The organism is Alistipes sp. HGB5, from assembly GCF_000183485.2.
GTDB lineage: Bacteria > Bacteroidota > Bacteroidia > Bacteroidales > Rikenellaceae > Alistipes > Alistipes finegoldii.
Genome location: NZ_AENZ01000021.1, coordinates 28,801 through 45,267, shown reverse-complemented (window position 1 = coordinate 45,267; position 16,467 = coordinate 28,801). Strand labels below are relative to the sequence as shown.

The 16,467-nt window shown below is 46.4% G+C and carries 15 protein-coding genes; 3 read left to right on the top strand and 12 right to left on the bottom strand.

Features of this window, described 5'->3' with window-relative positions; translation table 11 throughout:
- Window positions 1-33 precede the first annotated feature (33 nt).
- From HMPREF9720_RS03475 to HMPREF9720_RS03465, 3 genes are all read left to right on the top strand, one after another.
- Entirely contained in the window at window positions 34-999 is a 966-nt protein-coding gene (locus tag HMPREF9720_RS03475) for a PASTA domain-containing protein (RefSeq protein WP_022043957.1), read from the top strand.
- Window positions 999-2,087 carry an RluA family pseudouridine synthase gene (locus HMPREF9720_RS03470; protein WP_009596907.1) on the top strand — a complete coding sequence of 363 codons (1,089 nt, stop codon included), beginning with the start codon at window positions 999-1,001 and terminating at the stop codon, window positions 2,085-2,087. The genes HMPREF9720_RS03475 and HMPREF9720_RS03470 overlap by 1 nt, the downstream gene beginning before the upstream one ends.
- Before the next feature lie 265 nt (window positions 2,088-2,352).
- Entirely contained in the window at window positions 2,353-4,209 is a 1,857-nt protein-coding gene (locus HMPREF9720_RS03465; RefSeq protein WP_009596882.1) for a YgiQ family radical SAM protein, read from the top strand.
- A gap of 140 nt (window positions 4,210-4,349) precedes the next feature.
- Here HMPREF9720_RS03465 and HMPREF9720_RS15590 read toward each other — a convergent pair whose 3' ends face one another.
- From HMPREF9720_RS15590 to HMPREF9720_RS03415, 12 genes are all read right to left on the bottom strand, one after another.
- Window positions 4,350-4,508: a hypothetical protein gene (locus HMPREF9720_RS15590; RefSeq protein WP_014775258.1), complete on the bottom strand. Its 159-nt coding sequence runs from the start codon at window positions 4,506-4,508 to the stop codon at window positions 4,350-4,352.
- A 38-nt stretch (window positions 4,509-4,546) separates the two neighbouring features.
- Window positions 4,547-5,623 carry a nucleotidyltransferase domain-containing protein gene (locus tag HMPREF9720_RS03460; RefSeq protein ID WP_009596869.1) on the bottom strand — a complete coding sequence of 359 codons (1,077 nt, stop codon included), beginning with the start codon at window positions 5,621-5,623 and terminating at the stop codon, window positions 4,547-4,549.
- 33 nt (window positions 5,624-5,656) lie between these two features.
- Window positions 5,657-6,730, bottom strand: coding sequence for a DUF1972 domain-containing protein (locus HMPREF9720_RS03455; RefSeq protein WP_009596788.1), 1,074 nt, complete (start codon window positions 6,728-6,730; stop codon window positions 5,657-5,659).
- 1 nt (window position 6,731) lies between these two features.
- Complete coding sequence (locus tag HMPREF9720_RS03450) at window positions 6,732-7,832, bottom strand: glycosyltransferase (RefSeq protein ID WP_009596876.1); 1,101 nt, start codon at window positions 7,830-7,832, stop codon at window positions 6,732-6,734.
- A gap of 9 nt (window positions 7,833-7,841) precedes the next feature.
- On the bottom strand, window positions 7,842-8,828 hold the full coding sequence (locus HMPREF9720_RS03445; protein ID WP_262708612.1) for an acyltransferase family protein: 987 nt from the start codon (window positions 8,826-8,828) through the stop codon (window positions 7,842-7,844).
- Window positions 8,829-8,932: 104 nt separating this feature from the next.
- On the bottom strand, window positions 8,933-9,445 hold the full coding sequence (locus tag HMPREF9720_RS03440) for an acyltransferase (protein WP_009596904.1): 513 nt from the start codon (window positions 9,443-9,445) through the stop codon (window positions 8,933-8,935).
- Between the two features lie 7 nt (window positions 9,446-9,452).
- Window positions 9,453-10,346 (bottom strand): glycosyltransferase family 2 protein, encoded by an 894-nt coding sequence (locus tag HMPREF9720_RS03435; protein ID WP_009596832.1) that lies wholly within the window; start codon window positions 10,344-10,346, stop codon window positions 9,453-9,455.
- Window positions 10,347-11,564 (bottom strand): hypothetical protein, encoded by a 1,218-nt coding sequence (locus HMPREF9720_RS03430; RefSeq protein ID WP_009596863.1) that lies wholly within the window; start codon window positions 11,562-11,564, stop codon window positions 10,347-10,349.
- Between the two features lie 149 nt (window positions 11,565-11,713).
- Window positions 11,714-12,679: a nitroreductase family protein gene (locus HMPREF9720_RS14960; RefSeq protein WP_009596796.1), complete on the bottom strand. Its 966-nt coding sequence runs from the start codon at window positions 12,677-12,679 to the stop codon at window positions 11,714-11,716.
- The gene (locus HMPREF9720_RS03425) at window positions 12,676-13,884 is read right to left on the bottom strand and encodes a polysaccharide pyruvyl transferase family protein (protein WP_009596787.1); all 1,209 of its coding nucleotides are present in this window, start codon (window positions 13,882-13,884) and stop codon (window positions 12,676-12,678) included. Before HMPREF9720_RS03425 ends, HMPREF9720_RS14960 begins: the two co-directional genes overlap by 4 nt.
- Window positions 13,881-14,840, bottom strand: coding sequence for a glycosyltransferase (locus tag HMPREF9720_RS03420; RefSeq protein WP_009596877.1), 960 nt, complete (start codon window positions 14,838-14,840; stop codon window positions 13,881-13,883). Before HMPREF9720_RS03420 ends, HMPREF9720_RS03425 begins: the two co-directional genes overlap by 4 nt.
- Complete coding sequence (locus tag HMPREF9720_RS03415) at window positions 14,837-16,363, bottom strand: lipopolysaccharide biosynthesis protein (protein WP_050805073.1); 1,527 nt, start codon at window positions 16,361-16,363, stop codon at window positions 14,837-14,839. The genes HMPREF9720_RS03420 and HMPREF9720_RS03415 overlap by 4 nt, the downstream gene beginning before the upstream one ends.
- Between the last annotated feature and the right edge of the window lie 104 nt (window positions 16,364-16,467).

The window sequence follows — 16,467 nt, the reverse complement described above, 5'->3', positions numbered from 1 at the left end:
AACAGACGGACACAAAACACAACTCCCGCGAAAATGGAGAAACTGACATATTACTGGAAGAAACTGCGGCAGAACAAGCTGGCATACAACCTCGTGCTGATAGCGGCGATCATTTTGGCGATGGCCGTCACGGCGCATTTCGTCATGCAGGTCGGCACGCGCCACGGCGCCCGCCGCATCGTGCCCGACTTTTCGGGCGTGAAGCTCGACGACGCGCAGCGCACGGCCCGCAAATACGATCTCGAACTGCATATCAACGACTCGCTGTTCGTGCCGGCCTACGAAGGCGGCATCGTCCTCGACCAGCTGCCCGAAGGCGGCGTGGAGGTCAAACCCGGACGTACGGTCTATATCACGATCAACTCGTTCCGGCAGAAGATGGTGCCCGTGCCCTACGTGGCGGGACGTTCGCTGCGGCAGGCCAAGAACATGCTGGAGATCGCAGGACTCGAAATCGGCGAACTGATCTACCGCGCCGACATGGCGACCAACTATGTGCTGGAAGAGTACTGCGAAGGGCGCCCCGTCACCCAGAACAGCAGGATTCAGGCCGAAATGGGATCGGGCGTAACGCTCTACGTGGGCGTCGAGGGCGGTTTCGGCTCGACGGTCGTGCCGCGGCTGGTGGGATTCCCGCTCAAGGAGGCCAAGGGCCGTTTGTGGGAGCTGGGGCTCAATGTCGGCAAGATCGACTTCGACGAAGGCATCAACCTGCTGAACCAGAAAGACGCCCGCGTCTACGTGCAGGTTCCGACGGCCGAGCGGAGCGCCGCGCTGGGTTCGCGCGTCGATCTCAAACTGACGCTCGACGAGAAAAAACTCGCCCAGCACCGCGCCACCGCCGAGAAGCAGGCCCGCGAAGCCGCCGAAGAGCGGCTGCGGCTCGAACGCGAGCGCGCCGACTCGCTGGCGCAGGCCGAATTCGAACAGGCGGCCGCCGCCGGGGAAGAACAGCCCGAAATCCTGCCCGCAACCGATAACGACGGATTTTTCGACTGATGGCCGACGAACGCTACATAACCGAGGACCCGGAACTCGACGACGGGCAGACGGCGGACGAGGACGGCGAGGGCGCCGGACTCTACGAGCATTTCGCCGTGGTGGCCGACAAAGGGCAGGCTCCGCTGCGGCTGGACAAGTTCCTGACCGTACGCATGGAGAAGTGCTCGCGCAACCGCATTCAGGCGGCGGCCGACAGCGGCAGCATACTCGTGAACGGCAAGGCCGCCAAGTCGAGCTACAAGGTCAAACCGCTCGACCGCATCCAGATCGTGATGCCCTATCCGCGGCGCGAGGTGGAGATCATCCCCGAAAACATTCCGCTCGAAATACCCTACGAGGACGACGACCTGCTGATCGTCAACAAACCGGCGGGGCTGGTCGTGCATCCCGGTCACGGCAACTACAGCGGCACGCTCGTCAACGCGCTAACCTACCATCTGCGCAACCTGCCCCTGTTTCAGGAGGGCGACATGCGCGCGGGACTGGTCCACCGCATCGACAAGAACACCTCAGGGCTGCTCGTGGTCGCCAAAAACGAACAGTCGCACGCGCGGCTTGCCAAACAGTTCTTCGACCACACCATCGGGCGGCGTTACGTGGCGCTGGTATGGGGCAATTTCGAAGAGGACGAAGGGACCATCACGGGCAACATAGGGCGCAGCCCCCGCGACCGGCAGAAAATGTTCGTCTTCGAGGACGGCTCGGACGGCAAGCACGCCGTGACCCACTGGCGGGTGCTGAAGCGTTACGGCTACGTGACGCTGGTCGAGTGCCGGCTCGAAACGGGCCGCACGCACCAGATCCGCGTCCATATGTCGTGGCAGGGGCATCCGCTCTTCAACGACGAACGCTACGGCGGCGACCGCATCCTCAAGGGAACGACCTTCTCGAAATACAAGCAGTTCATCGAAAACTGCTTCGCCGTAATGCCCCGCCATGCGCTGCATGCGCAGTCGCTGGGCTTCGTACACCCCATGACGCACGAGGCAGTCTATTTCGAGAGCGAACTGCCCGACGATTTCCGCGCGCTGCTCGAAAAATGGGACATCTACGCCGCGGCGTCGAAGGAGAGCAATAACGGATAAGCGGTCCGGCAGCGGTCTTTCGGCACAAATCCGCGGTCCTGTCCCCGAAAACACGGCAACCGCATACGCGCGGACATCGCATACAGAGAAGCCCGAAGACACCCGCCGCACCGGAAAGTACAGCGGCATGCTTTCACCTGCTGCCGCAGGGCGGCAAAAAGCCCTTCCAGAGGGAAGGGTTTGGGAATAGGAACGGATTTGCAAATGCCGCCTGCGGCGGCCGGAAAGCCATACGAAATAGACAGTTACGAAAATAGACCACGCTTTGTTTCTACCGACCACGATAAAAGAGGTCCGCGCACGCGGATGGGAGCAGTTGGACGTCATCCTCTTTTCGGGCGACGCCTACATCGACCATCCGGCATTCGGCGCGGCGGTAATCGGCCGTCTGCTCGAAGCCGAAGGCTACCGCGTGGCAATCGTGCCGCAGCCCAACTGGCGGGACGACCTGCGCGACTTCACCAAACTCGGCGCGCCGCGGCTCTTCTTCGGCGTCTCGGCAGGATCGATGGATTCGATGGTCAACCACTACACGGCCAACCTGCGCCTCCGGAGCAACGACGCCTACACGCCCGGCGGCAAGGCGGGGTTCCGGCCCGATTACGCCGTCAAGGTCTATACGCAAATCCTCAAACGGCTGTATCCGCACGTTCCGGTGGTCGTCGGAGGCATCGAAGCTTCCCTGCGGCGGCTGACCCATTACGACTACTGGAACGACACGCTCAAACCCTCGGTGCTGGCCGAAAGCGGCGCCGACCTGCTGATCTACGGCATGGGCGAACGGGTCGTGCAGCAGGTCGCCAAAGCCATGCGCAACGGCTACAACGCCAAACTGCTGCGCAAACTGCGGCAGGTGGCCTTCTTGGCCGACGACGGTTACGTGCAGCGGCTCGACCCGGCGGAGACGATCCGGCTGCACGCCAACGAGGAGTGCGTGCGGGACAAACGGGCCTTCGGCGAGAATTTCACCATCATCGAGACCCAGAGCAACCTGATGGAGCCGACGGCGACGCTCATCGAGGCCGTGGGCGACCGTTATGTGGTCGTCACGCCGCCCAACACGACACTCTCGACCGACGAGCTGGACCACTCGTTCGACCTTCCCTACGAGCGCGCACCGCATCCACGCTACAACGGCAAAGGGGATATTCCGGCGTGGGAGATGATCAAACACTCGGTCAATATCCACAGGGGATGCTTCGGCGGCTGTTCGTTCTGTACCATATCGGCCCATCAGGGCAAGTTCATCAACTCGCGCAGCGAACGTTCCATCCTCGCAGAGGTGGAGCGCGTGACCCGGATGCCGGACTTCAAAGGTTATCTGTCGGACGTGGGCGCCCCGTCGGCCAACATGTACCGCATGGGCGGACGCGACCGGGAGTTGTGCCGCAAATGCCGCCGCCCGTCGTGCCTGCATCCGAAGATGTGCCCCAATCTGGACAACGACCACCGCCCGCTGCTGGCGCTTTACGAAAAGATCCGGGCGGTGAAAGGCGTCAAAAAGGCCTTTGTCGGCAGCGGCATCCGTTACGACCTGTTCGACGAGAGTCCCTATCTCGATACAGTCGTGAAATACCACACGTCGGGACGACTGAAAGTCGCGCCCGAACACACCGAGGATGCCGTGCTGAAACTGATGCGCAAACCGCCGTTCGCGCTCTTCGAGCGGCTGACCGCCGATTTCCAGCGCATCTGCCGCCGCGAAGGACTGCCCTACCAGCTGATTCCCTACTTCATCTCGTCGCACCCCGGCTGCACCGAACGCGACATGCGTTCGCTGTCGGAGAAGGTCCTCGGCAAGCTCCATTTCAACCTCGAACAGGTGCAGGACCTCACCCCCACGCCGATGACACTTTCGTCGGTGATGTTCTACACCGGAGAGAATCCCTATACGCACGAAAAGGTCTACGTCGCCCGCTCGCAGGAGGAGAAACGGCGGCAGAAATCCTATTTCTTCAATGAAAAGCCGACCGGAAACCCGACAGCTCCCGGACGGCGCACAAGCGCCGGACAAGAACGCGCCCCGAAGAATCATCGCCCGAACGGAGATCGGACGTCGGCCCCCCGGCCACGAAAAGGGGAAAATCCCCGTGCAATACCGGGGATAAAGCGCAAAAGGTAAGTAATCCGCACGCCGCACGGCCCGCAGTCGGGCACCGACGTACTCCTATTCATGCGGATTTTCAGCGCATTTCAGCGACGAAGAAAGCCGGAGCAACGCTCCGGCTTTCTTCATACTATTCGGTGTTATTTTACGCGGTGTTATTTTACGCCCCACTTATCGCCAACGCGTTTCAGCAGGCGGGAGATACGGCTCACCTCTTTGTCATCGTCCCCCGTCACCGGAGTCCGGCGTATCAGCCACCACAAAAGCATATAAAACAGGACGAGGAAGACCGACCAGACAACTACATATATCATATCTCTCTATTTTCAGGACAATCCGGATAAACAGCGGCTCATTTCAATTCCGGCGAAGCATCGAACAAGAGACCGAACACCGATCGCACCATCACCCCAAAAAGACTGCGCCCGTAAAGCTGTCTGTATTTCCAGCGTGACGACAGCATGTTGCAAACCAGCTTCGCCCGTCTCTTGTAAACGGGCAATCCGCTGACATGCCGTTTGTTCGCCAGCACATCGGCCAGCACTCTATCCATGCAGCGGCGGTCAAACGACACCCCCGGATTCGTCAGAGGGACGCCCCACACATCCACGGCTATGGCATTCATGGTATCCGCAAACCGGGAGAAACCCAAATCGTCGCAGATCCTGTAAAAATAATTCCAGTCTATCGCATTCTGCTCCTTCCCGACGAACAAAGCCCAGTCGAGCAGATGCCGCAGGGTGATCCCCTCGATCAGGAAGTGAAAAAAGCCATGATAGGTAATATACAGTGCATTGACCGTCGGAAACAATGTATGAAATCTGTCCTCTCCGAACGGCACGAAGTCTCCGCCTTTTACGGCGTCCTGAAAGATTCGCTCCAACCGCCTGATATCGCTCTTCCCTTTGAAAGAGGTCAGATAACGATGGTTTTCGAACATGACGCCGTTCGAGCAGATATGGTTGTGCTTATAATCCAGCCCCGAAACCTTCATCCCCCGGCATCGGGCGATCTCGTTCCCCTTCTCGAACCCTTCGGGCAGAAGGATGTCGATATCCCCGCATTCGCGCTGCAATGGGAAAGGATAATAACGGGCCAATCCGATCCCTTTGAGCAGGATCAGCCGGCAGCCCGCATCGGTACAAAGAGCCGCAAAACGGGCTGCTTCCAGCATTTGTCTCTTCGACCGCGAGACGATCCGTTCCGCCCCGTACGCCCACTGCAACCTCAATCCCCGGCCCGGCTGCAAATCCGGAGACAACCGCCGGACGCTCTCCCACGCCACGGCCAGCACCCCCTGCTGCGCCGCCTGCCCATATACCCGGCTCCATTCCGGATCGGACAACGCCTTATCGAGAGCCGGTTCCTGCATATTTATCGCCGCGGCAAGCAACCGCAGCAACACCCGGTCGGCAGGATTTAGCGTCATAGGAAATCATGGATTGCTCCCGGCAACGGGAATTCAGTAAATCGCTTCATACTGACCGACAACTTTACGCCACGTGTAACATTCATTAGCCAGCCGTTCCATACTGCCGGAAGTATCCTCCCGGCTTTCGGCAGCAAGAGCGGCCAGTTCCTCCGGAGTGCTCCAATAACAGGCTTTATGACCGGTCGTCTCCCGATTGTAACCCACATCGAACGCCAGAATCGGAGCGCCGCAGGACATGGCCTCCACAAGCGACGGGTTGGTTCCGCCGGCGCTATGTCCGTGAATATAAAACAGGCACTGTTTCCGGAGCACGAAGAGTTGTTCCCTGTCATAGACCGGATCGACAATATGGATATTGCAGAACTTGCCATATACGGCTTTCAACTCCCGGCCGTAGGCACTCAGATTCCAATTACCGATAAATACGAGCGGGATATTCGTTTTAGAGAACGCCTCCAGAATCAGATGACAATTGTTTTCCGGCTCGATCCGGCAGATAGTACAGGCGTATGCTTTCGCCCCGACTCCGAAGGAGGCGAGGATTTCGCGCTGCCGGGAAAGATCGACCGGGATCACGGCATGATCCCCGCCATAGGCGATCAGAACCGACGGCTTACGGTAAGTCTCCGTGACATAGTCGCGGATCACCTTATTGTCCGCAATTACGACATCGGCAAACTTGACAGCGATCCGCTCCGACAAACGGAGAAACTTGCGGGCCCATTTGCCCCACTTGTCCCGCCTGTGCTCCAAGCCGTCGATATTGACGACGATCCTCTTGCGGAACAGCAACCGATACAACGGCAAAAACAGACAACCGGAAACGCCCAAAATGAGCACGACGTCGTACCCCCGGCCGACAGTCCGGATCAACGACCAGATATCATACGGAATACTTTGCATACCGTTTGCATGCAACGGCACGTATTCAAGCCGGGCGTTTTTATAAGCTTTCAATCTGGTCGGATAAGCCTTGCCGCTGCAAAAAACAGTATAATCCACATCTTCGGAACAACACTCTCCGATGAGGTTTTCCACAAGGGTTTCAAAACCTCCGTATTTCGCCGGAACGCCGACGGTTCCGATAATTGCGACCTTCTTCATATTACCGTTTTATCCAAATAGCGAATTGCTTTTTAAAAGCTTCTATTTCACTTCGGTTGGTATACCGAAAATAATCCTCGTCTGTAAAATAATCCGCAGAGGAATGCAGCCCGATAACCGAAGCGAGCGTTTCGGCATATGCCGGGACATCCTTGCCGGACAGGATGCCGAAGCTGGGAAATTCGGTCAGCATTCTCCTGAAATAAGGCACGTCGCTCGCAAGGATCGGTTTACGAAAATAGAACGCCATTTCGAGAATTCCGCTCTGTGATGTTTTGCGATACGGCAGCGCCACATAATCGGTATGTTCATAAAGATATACCAATTCATCGTCCTCAATATGTCTGAGGACAATCTTAAAAGCGGCCTTGTCCGACGGCTGCACCCGATGCACCGTCCCATCGAAATCCTTCCCTGCAATAATTACGTTCGCTTTGCAGCGAAGTTCCGGCTCCAAACTATTCACTGCCGATATAAGGATATCGATTCCCTTGTCATAGGTTATATTCCCGAAAAACAAGATATTCACTTTGTCTTCCGCAATTGCAGAAACAATATCTGGTCCGAGACGGCGGATGTCGTAATTCTTCGAAAAACAATATTTGAAATGAGGTACGAACAGCCGGTTACCCCGATAGCCGTATTCCTCCAGCAGATCGTTCGTCCGTTGGGAATGAACGATGACCGTCGCAAATCGTTCGGAGTATACCTTTCGGAAGCATCGTTTCAACCCGGCATTGTCATCCGCATTTTGCGCAATCGCTTCATGGATATCGATTATGCTTTTCTTTGCGAGGGAAACGATATACATGAACGGCAAGTCGATGGAGTTACCGTAAGCCAGATAAACGAAGCAGGCTTTTTTGTTTCGCAGGACAAAGCAGAACAACATCAGGTAGTTCCGCAACAGACAACATATTTTGCGCAGCCTGTTTCCCTTGTACTGGTGTAAAAAAAAGGGCCTGCCATCGTTTTCACCGGCATAATTCGACAGTACGGAAACATCCAGTCCCGGAACTGCAGACAAAACCCGGCAAAAAGCGTCGTTGTAATAATGCATTCCGCAATGCATTCCGATGTAATCGACAAGATATACCTTCATGATACATTTTTATAATCCGATGAGCATATTCAAATACTTATTGTCAATGCGTTGGATTACCTTCGAGACAAGAACTGGGATATAAATCCCGGACAGGACGCACAATACATAAAAATACGGATACGTTCCCTGCATCCCCAGTTTATTATATATCATTTTTATTCCGATCTGAATAAAAATTCCGAGTAAAAAAATCTGGTACGTATAATTGCGGAACGACACGAATACGTTATTCGACAAATTCCGGTCGAATTTACCGGCCAATCCCCAACATAACAGGCAACCGGACAATGACATAACCAGCGTTACGACATCCTCTTCAACCCCGCCTACCCAAAACATCGCAACATACAGGATCAGGCAGATTGCGATGCAGCACGGCCGTTTTATCGCCGTCTCAAAACAGTTATTGGCAGCAATCAATAGCCCTAGAAAAAAGAATATGAAAAAATGGACGGCACGGTTGAATGCAAATACTCCGCTCATATCGCCCACGGGAATAAAGAACAAACCGGCAGCGCAGCACAAACAAAGCAAGGACAACCAATTGTTTTTCAATATTCTCCTATACACTTCCAACAAGGAAAAGTAAAGCAGGACAACTGCCACGAACCACATCTCTTGCAACGGGCCCTCGAATGGCCGAACAAAGGCACTGACAAAGGATTTCAACGATAAGGTGACCGGCCTCTCGACTCCCCCGACATATACTTTGAGAAAAAATGCGAATACCGTAAAAAATAGATACGGAATGCCGAGCCTCTTGAATTTATCGGTCAATGTCTTTCTATACGACGCCCCTTTGTCGATGCGGGTAATGTAAAACAGATAGCCGGATATCATAATGAACAACGGCATATGAAAAGAATAGGCTACCTTCTTGAGAAACAACGCACATTCATGACAATCAGCATCGAAAGAAGAGGCGAAAGCCGTAACAGAGAGCGGGGAATGACCGATAACTACCCATAACATGGCCCAGCCTTGCAATAACAGCAGCCATGTAATCTTTTTCCGAGGGGGGGGGAGATCATAAAATCAGAAATTTCTATATTCAATTAAACAGGGATTGTATCCACAAACTTTTTACAACACAAAAATCACTTCGGTTTGAAAGCATTCGTATCGACAGGTATTTCCGACTCGTCTTGATATCTATTACAGATAAACCGGACCGGAACGCCAGCCCAAACCTGATAGGGAGGAATGTCCTTGTTCACCACAGAACCCGCCCCGATAACAGCACCGTCACCGATTGTCACCGGTTTTGTGAATATGGCATTGCTTCCGATATATACATTCCGCCCAATATGAATTTCACCCCGGTAATAGGCATGCTCTTTCAAATTCCGGACATCATAATAATGAGAAAGCAGAATACATCCATCCGTAATTGTCGTCCCCTTACCGATAAAAATATCTTCTGGATGAATCGTATCAATAGAAACCCGACCGATCCGAACTACACCTTTTTCAATAGAAACGCCTAAAAGCTTATATATCTTCGCACGAAAAAAGCCGGTCATGGGAAAAATCCCGCAAAATCTAAAACAGAATATTTTTATATACCGACTGAGTCTGGAATTATAATCCGCCCTTTTATAGTTTTCCATACCGACACTACCTATTAGTAAACAATAAAACTCTCAATAATCTCTTCTGCTGATCCGGGGTATCTTTTCGCATTAACAGGATCGGAAGCCATAACACGGCATTGCATAATCTATAAGACCAGAAAACGAAATAATTATAATGCTTCCGGATGTATAGCAACTTACTGCGGAAAATATTCTCAATGCGATTGAAAGACCACAACTTTGTATTCGACGGATCACTTCCGCCTTCGAGATGTATTATCTCTGGCCCGTTTATGAGAAGCCTTTCATATCCGGCTTTCGACATCCGAAATTGCCAGTCTACCTCCTCGCAATACATGAAGAATACAGGATCAAAAGTCCCCAATTCGTCACAAACCATTCGGGGAACGAACAAATCCGCTCCGGTGATATAATCAACGGGGGTAGGCTGTTGTACCGATGCCGGACAGAGATGGTTGCGTTTTTTCAGAAACCGTAAATACTTACCCAACACTTCTGCGATCTCACCCCTCGGCGTTATAAACCGACCATATGAATGTATGTTTTTTTGATTTTGGTCTTTCAAAACAGCTCCTACAGCGCCGATTTTCCGATCCGGATTCTTTTCGCAGAAATCGAAGAACAGCTTCACTGCGTTATTAAGCAAAATAGTATCCGAATTCAAGAAAAACAAATATCGCCCTTTAGCTTCCCGGATTCCGAGGTTATTCGCCCTGCCGAACCCCAGATTTCGGTCGCTGTAAATATACTTTATGCGCTTATCCTGCGCAAAAACCTCTTTGCTGCCATCCGTCGATGCATTGTCCACCAATATGATCTCGTATTCGACAGTCGAGGTTTGCGCAATAATGCTTTCAATGCAGTCCGAAGTCAATCCCAGCGTATTGTAGTTAACTATGATAACGGATACGTCCATTTACAGAAACTTGTTCTTAATAAACACATTGGGATCAGATCGCCCGAATAATGGATAAAAAACTAATGCAACTCGCAGGCAACCTTCTGCATACAAAGTATCATTATTCAAGAATACCAACAAAATCAGAAAAGACAGGAGCATATATCTCATATAACTTCGAATGTCATTATCCTGAACAAGAGAAGTCTTCTTATATAAATTGTAATATAGTCCCAAATATATCAGGACAAGGACAAGTCCCCCACGCGCTAAAGTTCCCCATATTCCTATATCTGCCAGATAGAATGCCCCGCCAAAAAACGTATGAAATCCCTCATCTCGAAAATGCACAGACAAATTACCAAAGCCAAGAATCAGATTTTGCTGAATATACGGCATAACGGACTCAACAGAATTCACTCGTGCAAGAGTAGAGGAATCGCTACTTTTTTCCCACTTAGTAGCTTCAATCAAAGAATCGACAAGTTTATCATTAAACGAAAGGAGAACAAGAGCTCCAATCAAAGGTAAAACGCCAAGCGCCAAGCGTTTTAACGAGATTCCTTTCATCCTAACGTAATAAATCGCATATATAATAGCCAACAATGCAACAGGTTGCCGTCCTTTATTTACAAACAACAAGTAAACCATTAAAACAAAGAATGGAAGATAATTCTCCTTTTGAGCAGGCTTTTTTACAAAACGGATCAAATAGAAAACATATGAAATAATCATCAAACTGGAACACACGGTAAGTTTAAGACCTTTTACCAGATCTTCCAATGCCACTGTCTCCACAATATTGGTAGTCACCAAATACTCCTGAACAGTTAAATGGTTCACTCCGAAAACAAAAAAAGCAATAATAGAAACAACTGCAATAATTAAATTGACTTTATTAATTTGCCGAAGTAATAAACTATAGTCATATTTTATATTATACAAAAAGAAACCCAACAAAATGAACCATAGATAACGCAACGAGGCAAACCCCATAAAAAATGACTGCCCGAATATCTCTTGGCTTTGAAATGCTGCATATATAGGAAAAACGAAACAATACAATCCGGCAAATATCGCAACAGTAGAAATTCGTTTAAAGACAAGATAATAGATAAATGCCCCTAATCCTAATATCAGAAACAAATAATGACATCCCTGTAGAAGAGGTATACTACCTAAGAATTCCAAAGCTCCTATAAAATCTAGAAGCAATATATAAATGAGATATTTCATACGATTCTACAATATTCACCACATGGATTTTGGATGATGTTTTTATCATCTCTTAGACAAAAGAGTCTGTCAACAAGAGTATTATTCCTGCACTTCTTACCCCAAAAGAATTTGGGAAATATCCACAAATACCTACGAAGAATAACTTTTTAGCAATTATCAACACAAGCCAATTCATCAAATGTAAATCGCTCCGATTTTGGAGAAGTAACTATTCCCGATTTATAATGTCCGCCTAATATCAAAACAACAGGCATCTCACATTGGGGAATCTTAGCAATCTTTTTAAATTCCTTCTCTCTGCGAGGGGTCCGGATAAACATTTTAAAACAAGACGCAATATGATTCAAATGCAACCCCATAACAAAATTCATCGCATATAAACCGCCGTCAATCAACGCCTGATACCTCTCATAATTTCCTCCAAAATAATTGCAATTAACCGTTACACAAATGAGAACCGATGCATTATCACACCATCCTTGTGACCCTAACTGATTATCCAACAATTTTCTTATCACATTTTTATCTCTAAAAACATGAATACGAGAAGCCTGCCTGTTACAGGCAGATGGAGTATAAGAAGCTATACGGCAAGCCGCCCTGATTTCATCATCGGTTACAGGATCATCAGAATATTCCCGGACACTAACGCGACTTGCATAGAACTCTTCTATTATCTTTTTATCGAAACAAGAAGGTTCAGATACCTTTTTAGTACCACCTATTCGGGAAGAAGACATCGATTTCTTATTTTTTTCTAAAAAATCACAAATACGATTACGGCTCTCTTCATCACGAGTGGCATATGGACTCTTAAGATACTCAGCAAGAATATTAATTGCTACAATACAAACTTTATTAAGACCGTATTGTTCAATATGTTTATCAAGTAGCCTTATTAATCTAACAGCCTTCTCCCCACCAAAAATTCTTGCCGAAGGGAAAGACATTCCCTTCTCTAACGCATGCATAACAAGCATAATCTGCGCATTCGACTTATCTTGCGTAATGACCGGATTAATTAGAGAATGCTTTATATAAAAATGAAAGTCAGCAAAAAAACAATATAAAAGTTTTGCAGAATCAACAAATTGAATGATTATTTTTTTCATATCTTAAAAAACGTCATCAGATTTTCCATTAACAAATTGTACCGTTCAGCAACGACCGTCGCCATTCTATTCCTTATTATATTTTTCAATTCTGCCCGTTGAAAATAGGCTTTTTTTATATCTAGCAATATATCCCGTTCATCTTTCACTTTCATATCTCCCATAATAGGATAATCTAATGTTTCCAAAAACAGGCCATTGAATTTACGACTATATGCCATTGGATATACCGCCACTTCTGATGAAAAAGCAGCAATAGCAGAATGCATGCGAGCCCCCATAAAAAAGTCCATTCCTGCGATATAATTCTTAGCAACAATAGGATCAAAAAAGAGTGGGGCTAAAATCAAATTTTCATTACAATATTCCTCGTAAATATCATAGGCAACAGCGTAATCATTTTCAAGTCCACGCTCTCCACCCACTACATGAGGAATCAAATGCAGTTTTACATCCTTCTTTGACAGAAAATATTCAACAATTCCTCTTATCAAACATTGATAATTCGATTTCAAACCGAACTGATTGTCCATCGTATAACCACCATTCCAAAGCAACGCAGAGATATTCAAACCGACATGGATATACTCTTTATTAAATTCTTTTTTTTCATATGGCATGAAAAAAGCAACATCAATTATCTCGGTAACATCCAGATTCGGCAATAAACTTTTGACATAATCAGCACTCTGTTTATCACGCACCATCACACATTTTGCACTTCGAACGGCGCCCATTGCCTTTTTACGAAGACCCGCATCGTTAAATGGGCCAATCGTTTGTGGTAAAATACAAAGCGGGATATTAAACTTTTTTGCCAGTTTGTATTCTGAATAAATCCACTTAAACCGCTTTTCTCCATAAATATCCGCAAAACTATCCCCCTGTCCTATATCCAAAATAAAATCAGCGTCCTTATATATTTTACGGCTGGAAAAATATTGACGAGGACGGATCATGTTTTCCAAAGCATTTCTTTTATTATAAAAAGAAATATTTTGACAACTTTTATACTTAAGTTCGACACCACCACAATGAAAGGTATGATTTTCAGTCAACCTAAATCCACTATCCGGAAGATAGAATACATGTGGGATATTACTCTTATTTAATAATTTATCTATAAGGTACATAATAGACAAACTCAGTGCAACACACCCTCGATTGCCATTATTCACTGAGCTGTTAGATAATATTATATTCATACCTTAGATTTCAAAGTTTTATATCCCGACTTAAAAATATGCAATCCATCAAGGATATACGTACGCATCCCGATATATTTTACATACCCAGCCGTTTTAAACCAGTCCTTAATTTTATTGTTCTTCAAATATTCATAGCGTAATTTCCCTGCACTATAGTAGCGTTTCAGATCAAAAATTATGTCTCTCTTTTCTGGATAATATTCGGAACAAAATTCCAAGAATCCTTTGAGATTCAAAAATCTTCGATATGCATAATAGATATATAAATCTCCTCCAAACTCCTGTTTACTCCACTCTTCTGCAATCCTAACTGTCGCACTTTGATGCTCTCTTCTTTTCACCAACACTTCGTCAAGAAAAAATAGTCCATTCTGCATTGTTGCAATCAAACTAATCGCAATATCATATGGTATAAATCGACAACATTCTTCATAATGTCCATAAATTAACTCCTTCTTAAAGGCTATAGTCATTCCCATATAATAATGAAACTGACAGAACTCCGGGATGGTAATTAATTTAAGAGAATTTATCTTCCTATTGGGAACCTTCGCATGTTCGTAAATTACTCCATTATTGTTAAATGATAAATATGCCGTAGAAAGCAATTTTATTTGAGGGTTGCTTTGATAAATAGCAATAATTCTTTCCACCTTATTATCATACCATATATCATCCTGATCAGCAATCAAAATAAGATCGCCACTAGCTTGTTTGAATCCATTTTGGAAATTTACTATAAACCCTTGATTTTCCTCATTTCCCAGCAACAACCAATTAGCAAGTGAATGTCTGTTGATAAAATCTTGACAAATAGCTCTTGTATTATCTGTAGAGCAGTCATCTATAATAATAACTTCATCAACAGGAACTGTTTGAACTCTTATTGATTCTAATTGATCATATATAAATTTCTCCCCATTATAAGATGAAATCACAACAGAGGTTTTCATTTTTTTATAAATTTACGTACCGCATTTACAACATACTGCCGTTCCCCAATATCCAATCCCATGATATAGATTGTCAAACCAGTACATATGATCGACAATATCAAATATGACAGTATTAAAAAAAAGTTATCGGAATCTAAATAATTTGCAATAACACAAGATAATCCCCAAGCTACAACTCCAGTGATCAACGATCTAAAAACAACAGATCTTACGAAATAACTGACATCCAGATTTACCAGATTTTTAAGTACCACCAATCTAACATACAGGGTTATTACTATGATTATAAGCGATATAAAATAGACTACGATCGGCTGAAATCCAATTCTTAAGAAGAAATATGATAAAGGGATATTCATTATCTCAAAAATCCCCGTATAAAGTTGAAACTTTTTTATATTTCCATTTGCATTTGCTGCCGTCGCCAAAGGAAGAGAAAAAGTATTGATTGTTGAAGCCAATAATGCAATCCGACAAAAATCAGCAGTATATTCAGGAACAGTTTTTAGCCAAATTACAAGTAAACTTTCAATTCTTATACATACTGGCAACATAATGATTAGCAGCAAAAAGAACGAAAACTTTGCACTTTTGAAAATCAAGGAGAAAAAATTACTTATATCTCCTGAAGCATAGGACTGTATTATTCGAGGATTCACCGCAACTTGGAAATTACTTACAAATCCGCGAACCGTTCCGCTGACTTGTTCCGTCAACCCTCGCGCGGCATTTAAAACAGGCCCGAAAAATATATTAAGGATAATGCCAACTATTTGACCATTTAATGTCATTGAGATGCTACTAAACAAATTCCAGCCGGAAAAAGACAGCATTTGGCGATACCAATATTTCTCAGTGCAAAACTTGAACCTTGTTTCTTTAAACTTTCTATTACAATATATCTTATAAAGCAAACTGGTAATCAACACCATTAAAAACACCATCAATCCATATAATATCAATTTATCTGTTTTAAAGAAAAATAACAAACAGACCGCTATAAAATGTAGAATGGTACTAATGATTCCAATTGTTGCATACTGCTTCATATGCTCATGTGCAATAATACTAGCAGTATATGGAATTTGATTCAAAGAAAGTATAGTCGAAAATATAGTAAACTGATATACATAGTTGGCCGCTGTCATTCTGTCCTGAGGTATATTCATATGCGTATTCAAAAACCACAACCCCAATGTTTCTGCAACGATAAAGATGAGAATTGCGAATATCACATATATTACAACAGAAGCCGAAAATACTTTATTTAGATTCTCATGATTTCCCCGTCCTAATTCAAAATTAATGAATCTTTGGGTGCCAATCAACAACGTAGAGTTCAAGAAAGTAAAGATAACAATAATACTTCCTACAACATTATATACTCCAAAATCGATAATCCCCAATTGATTTAGTAAAATACGAGAAGTAAAAAACCCCACAATCATGGAGAACAACATTCTCACATACAATGTTGCGGTATTTTTAACTAAACTCTTTCGTTCAGTCGAGGTTGCCAAATTGTTTTTCAATTTTCACAAACACTATATAGCCAGTACCAGTTATTTACTGAACGATTAGACATTTTCGTATTCTCATCTCTTGCCCACTTGCACCTAATAAA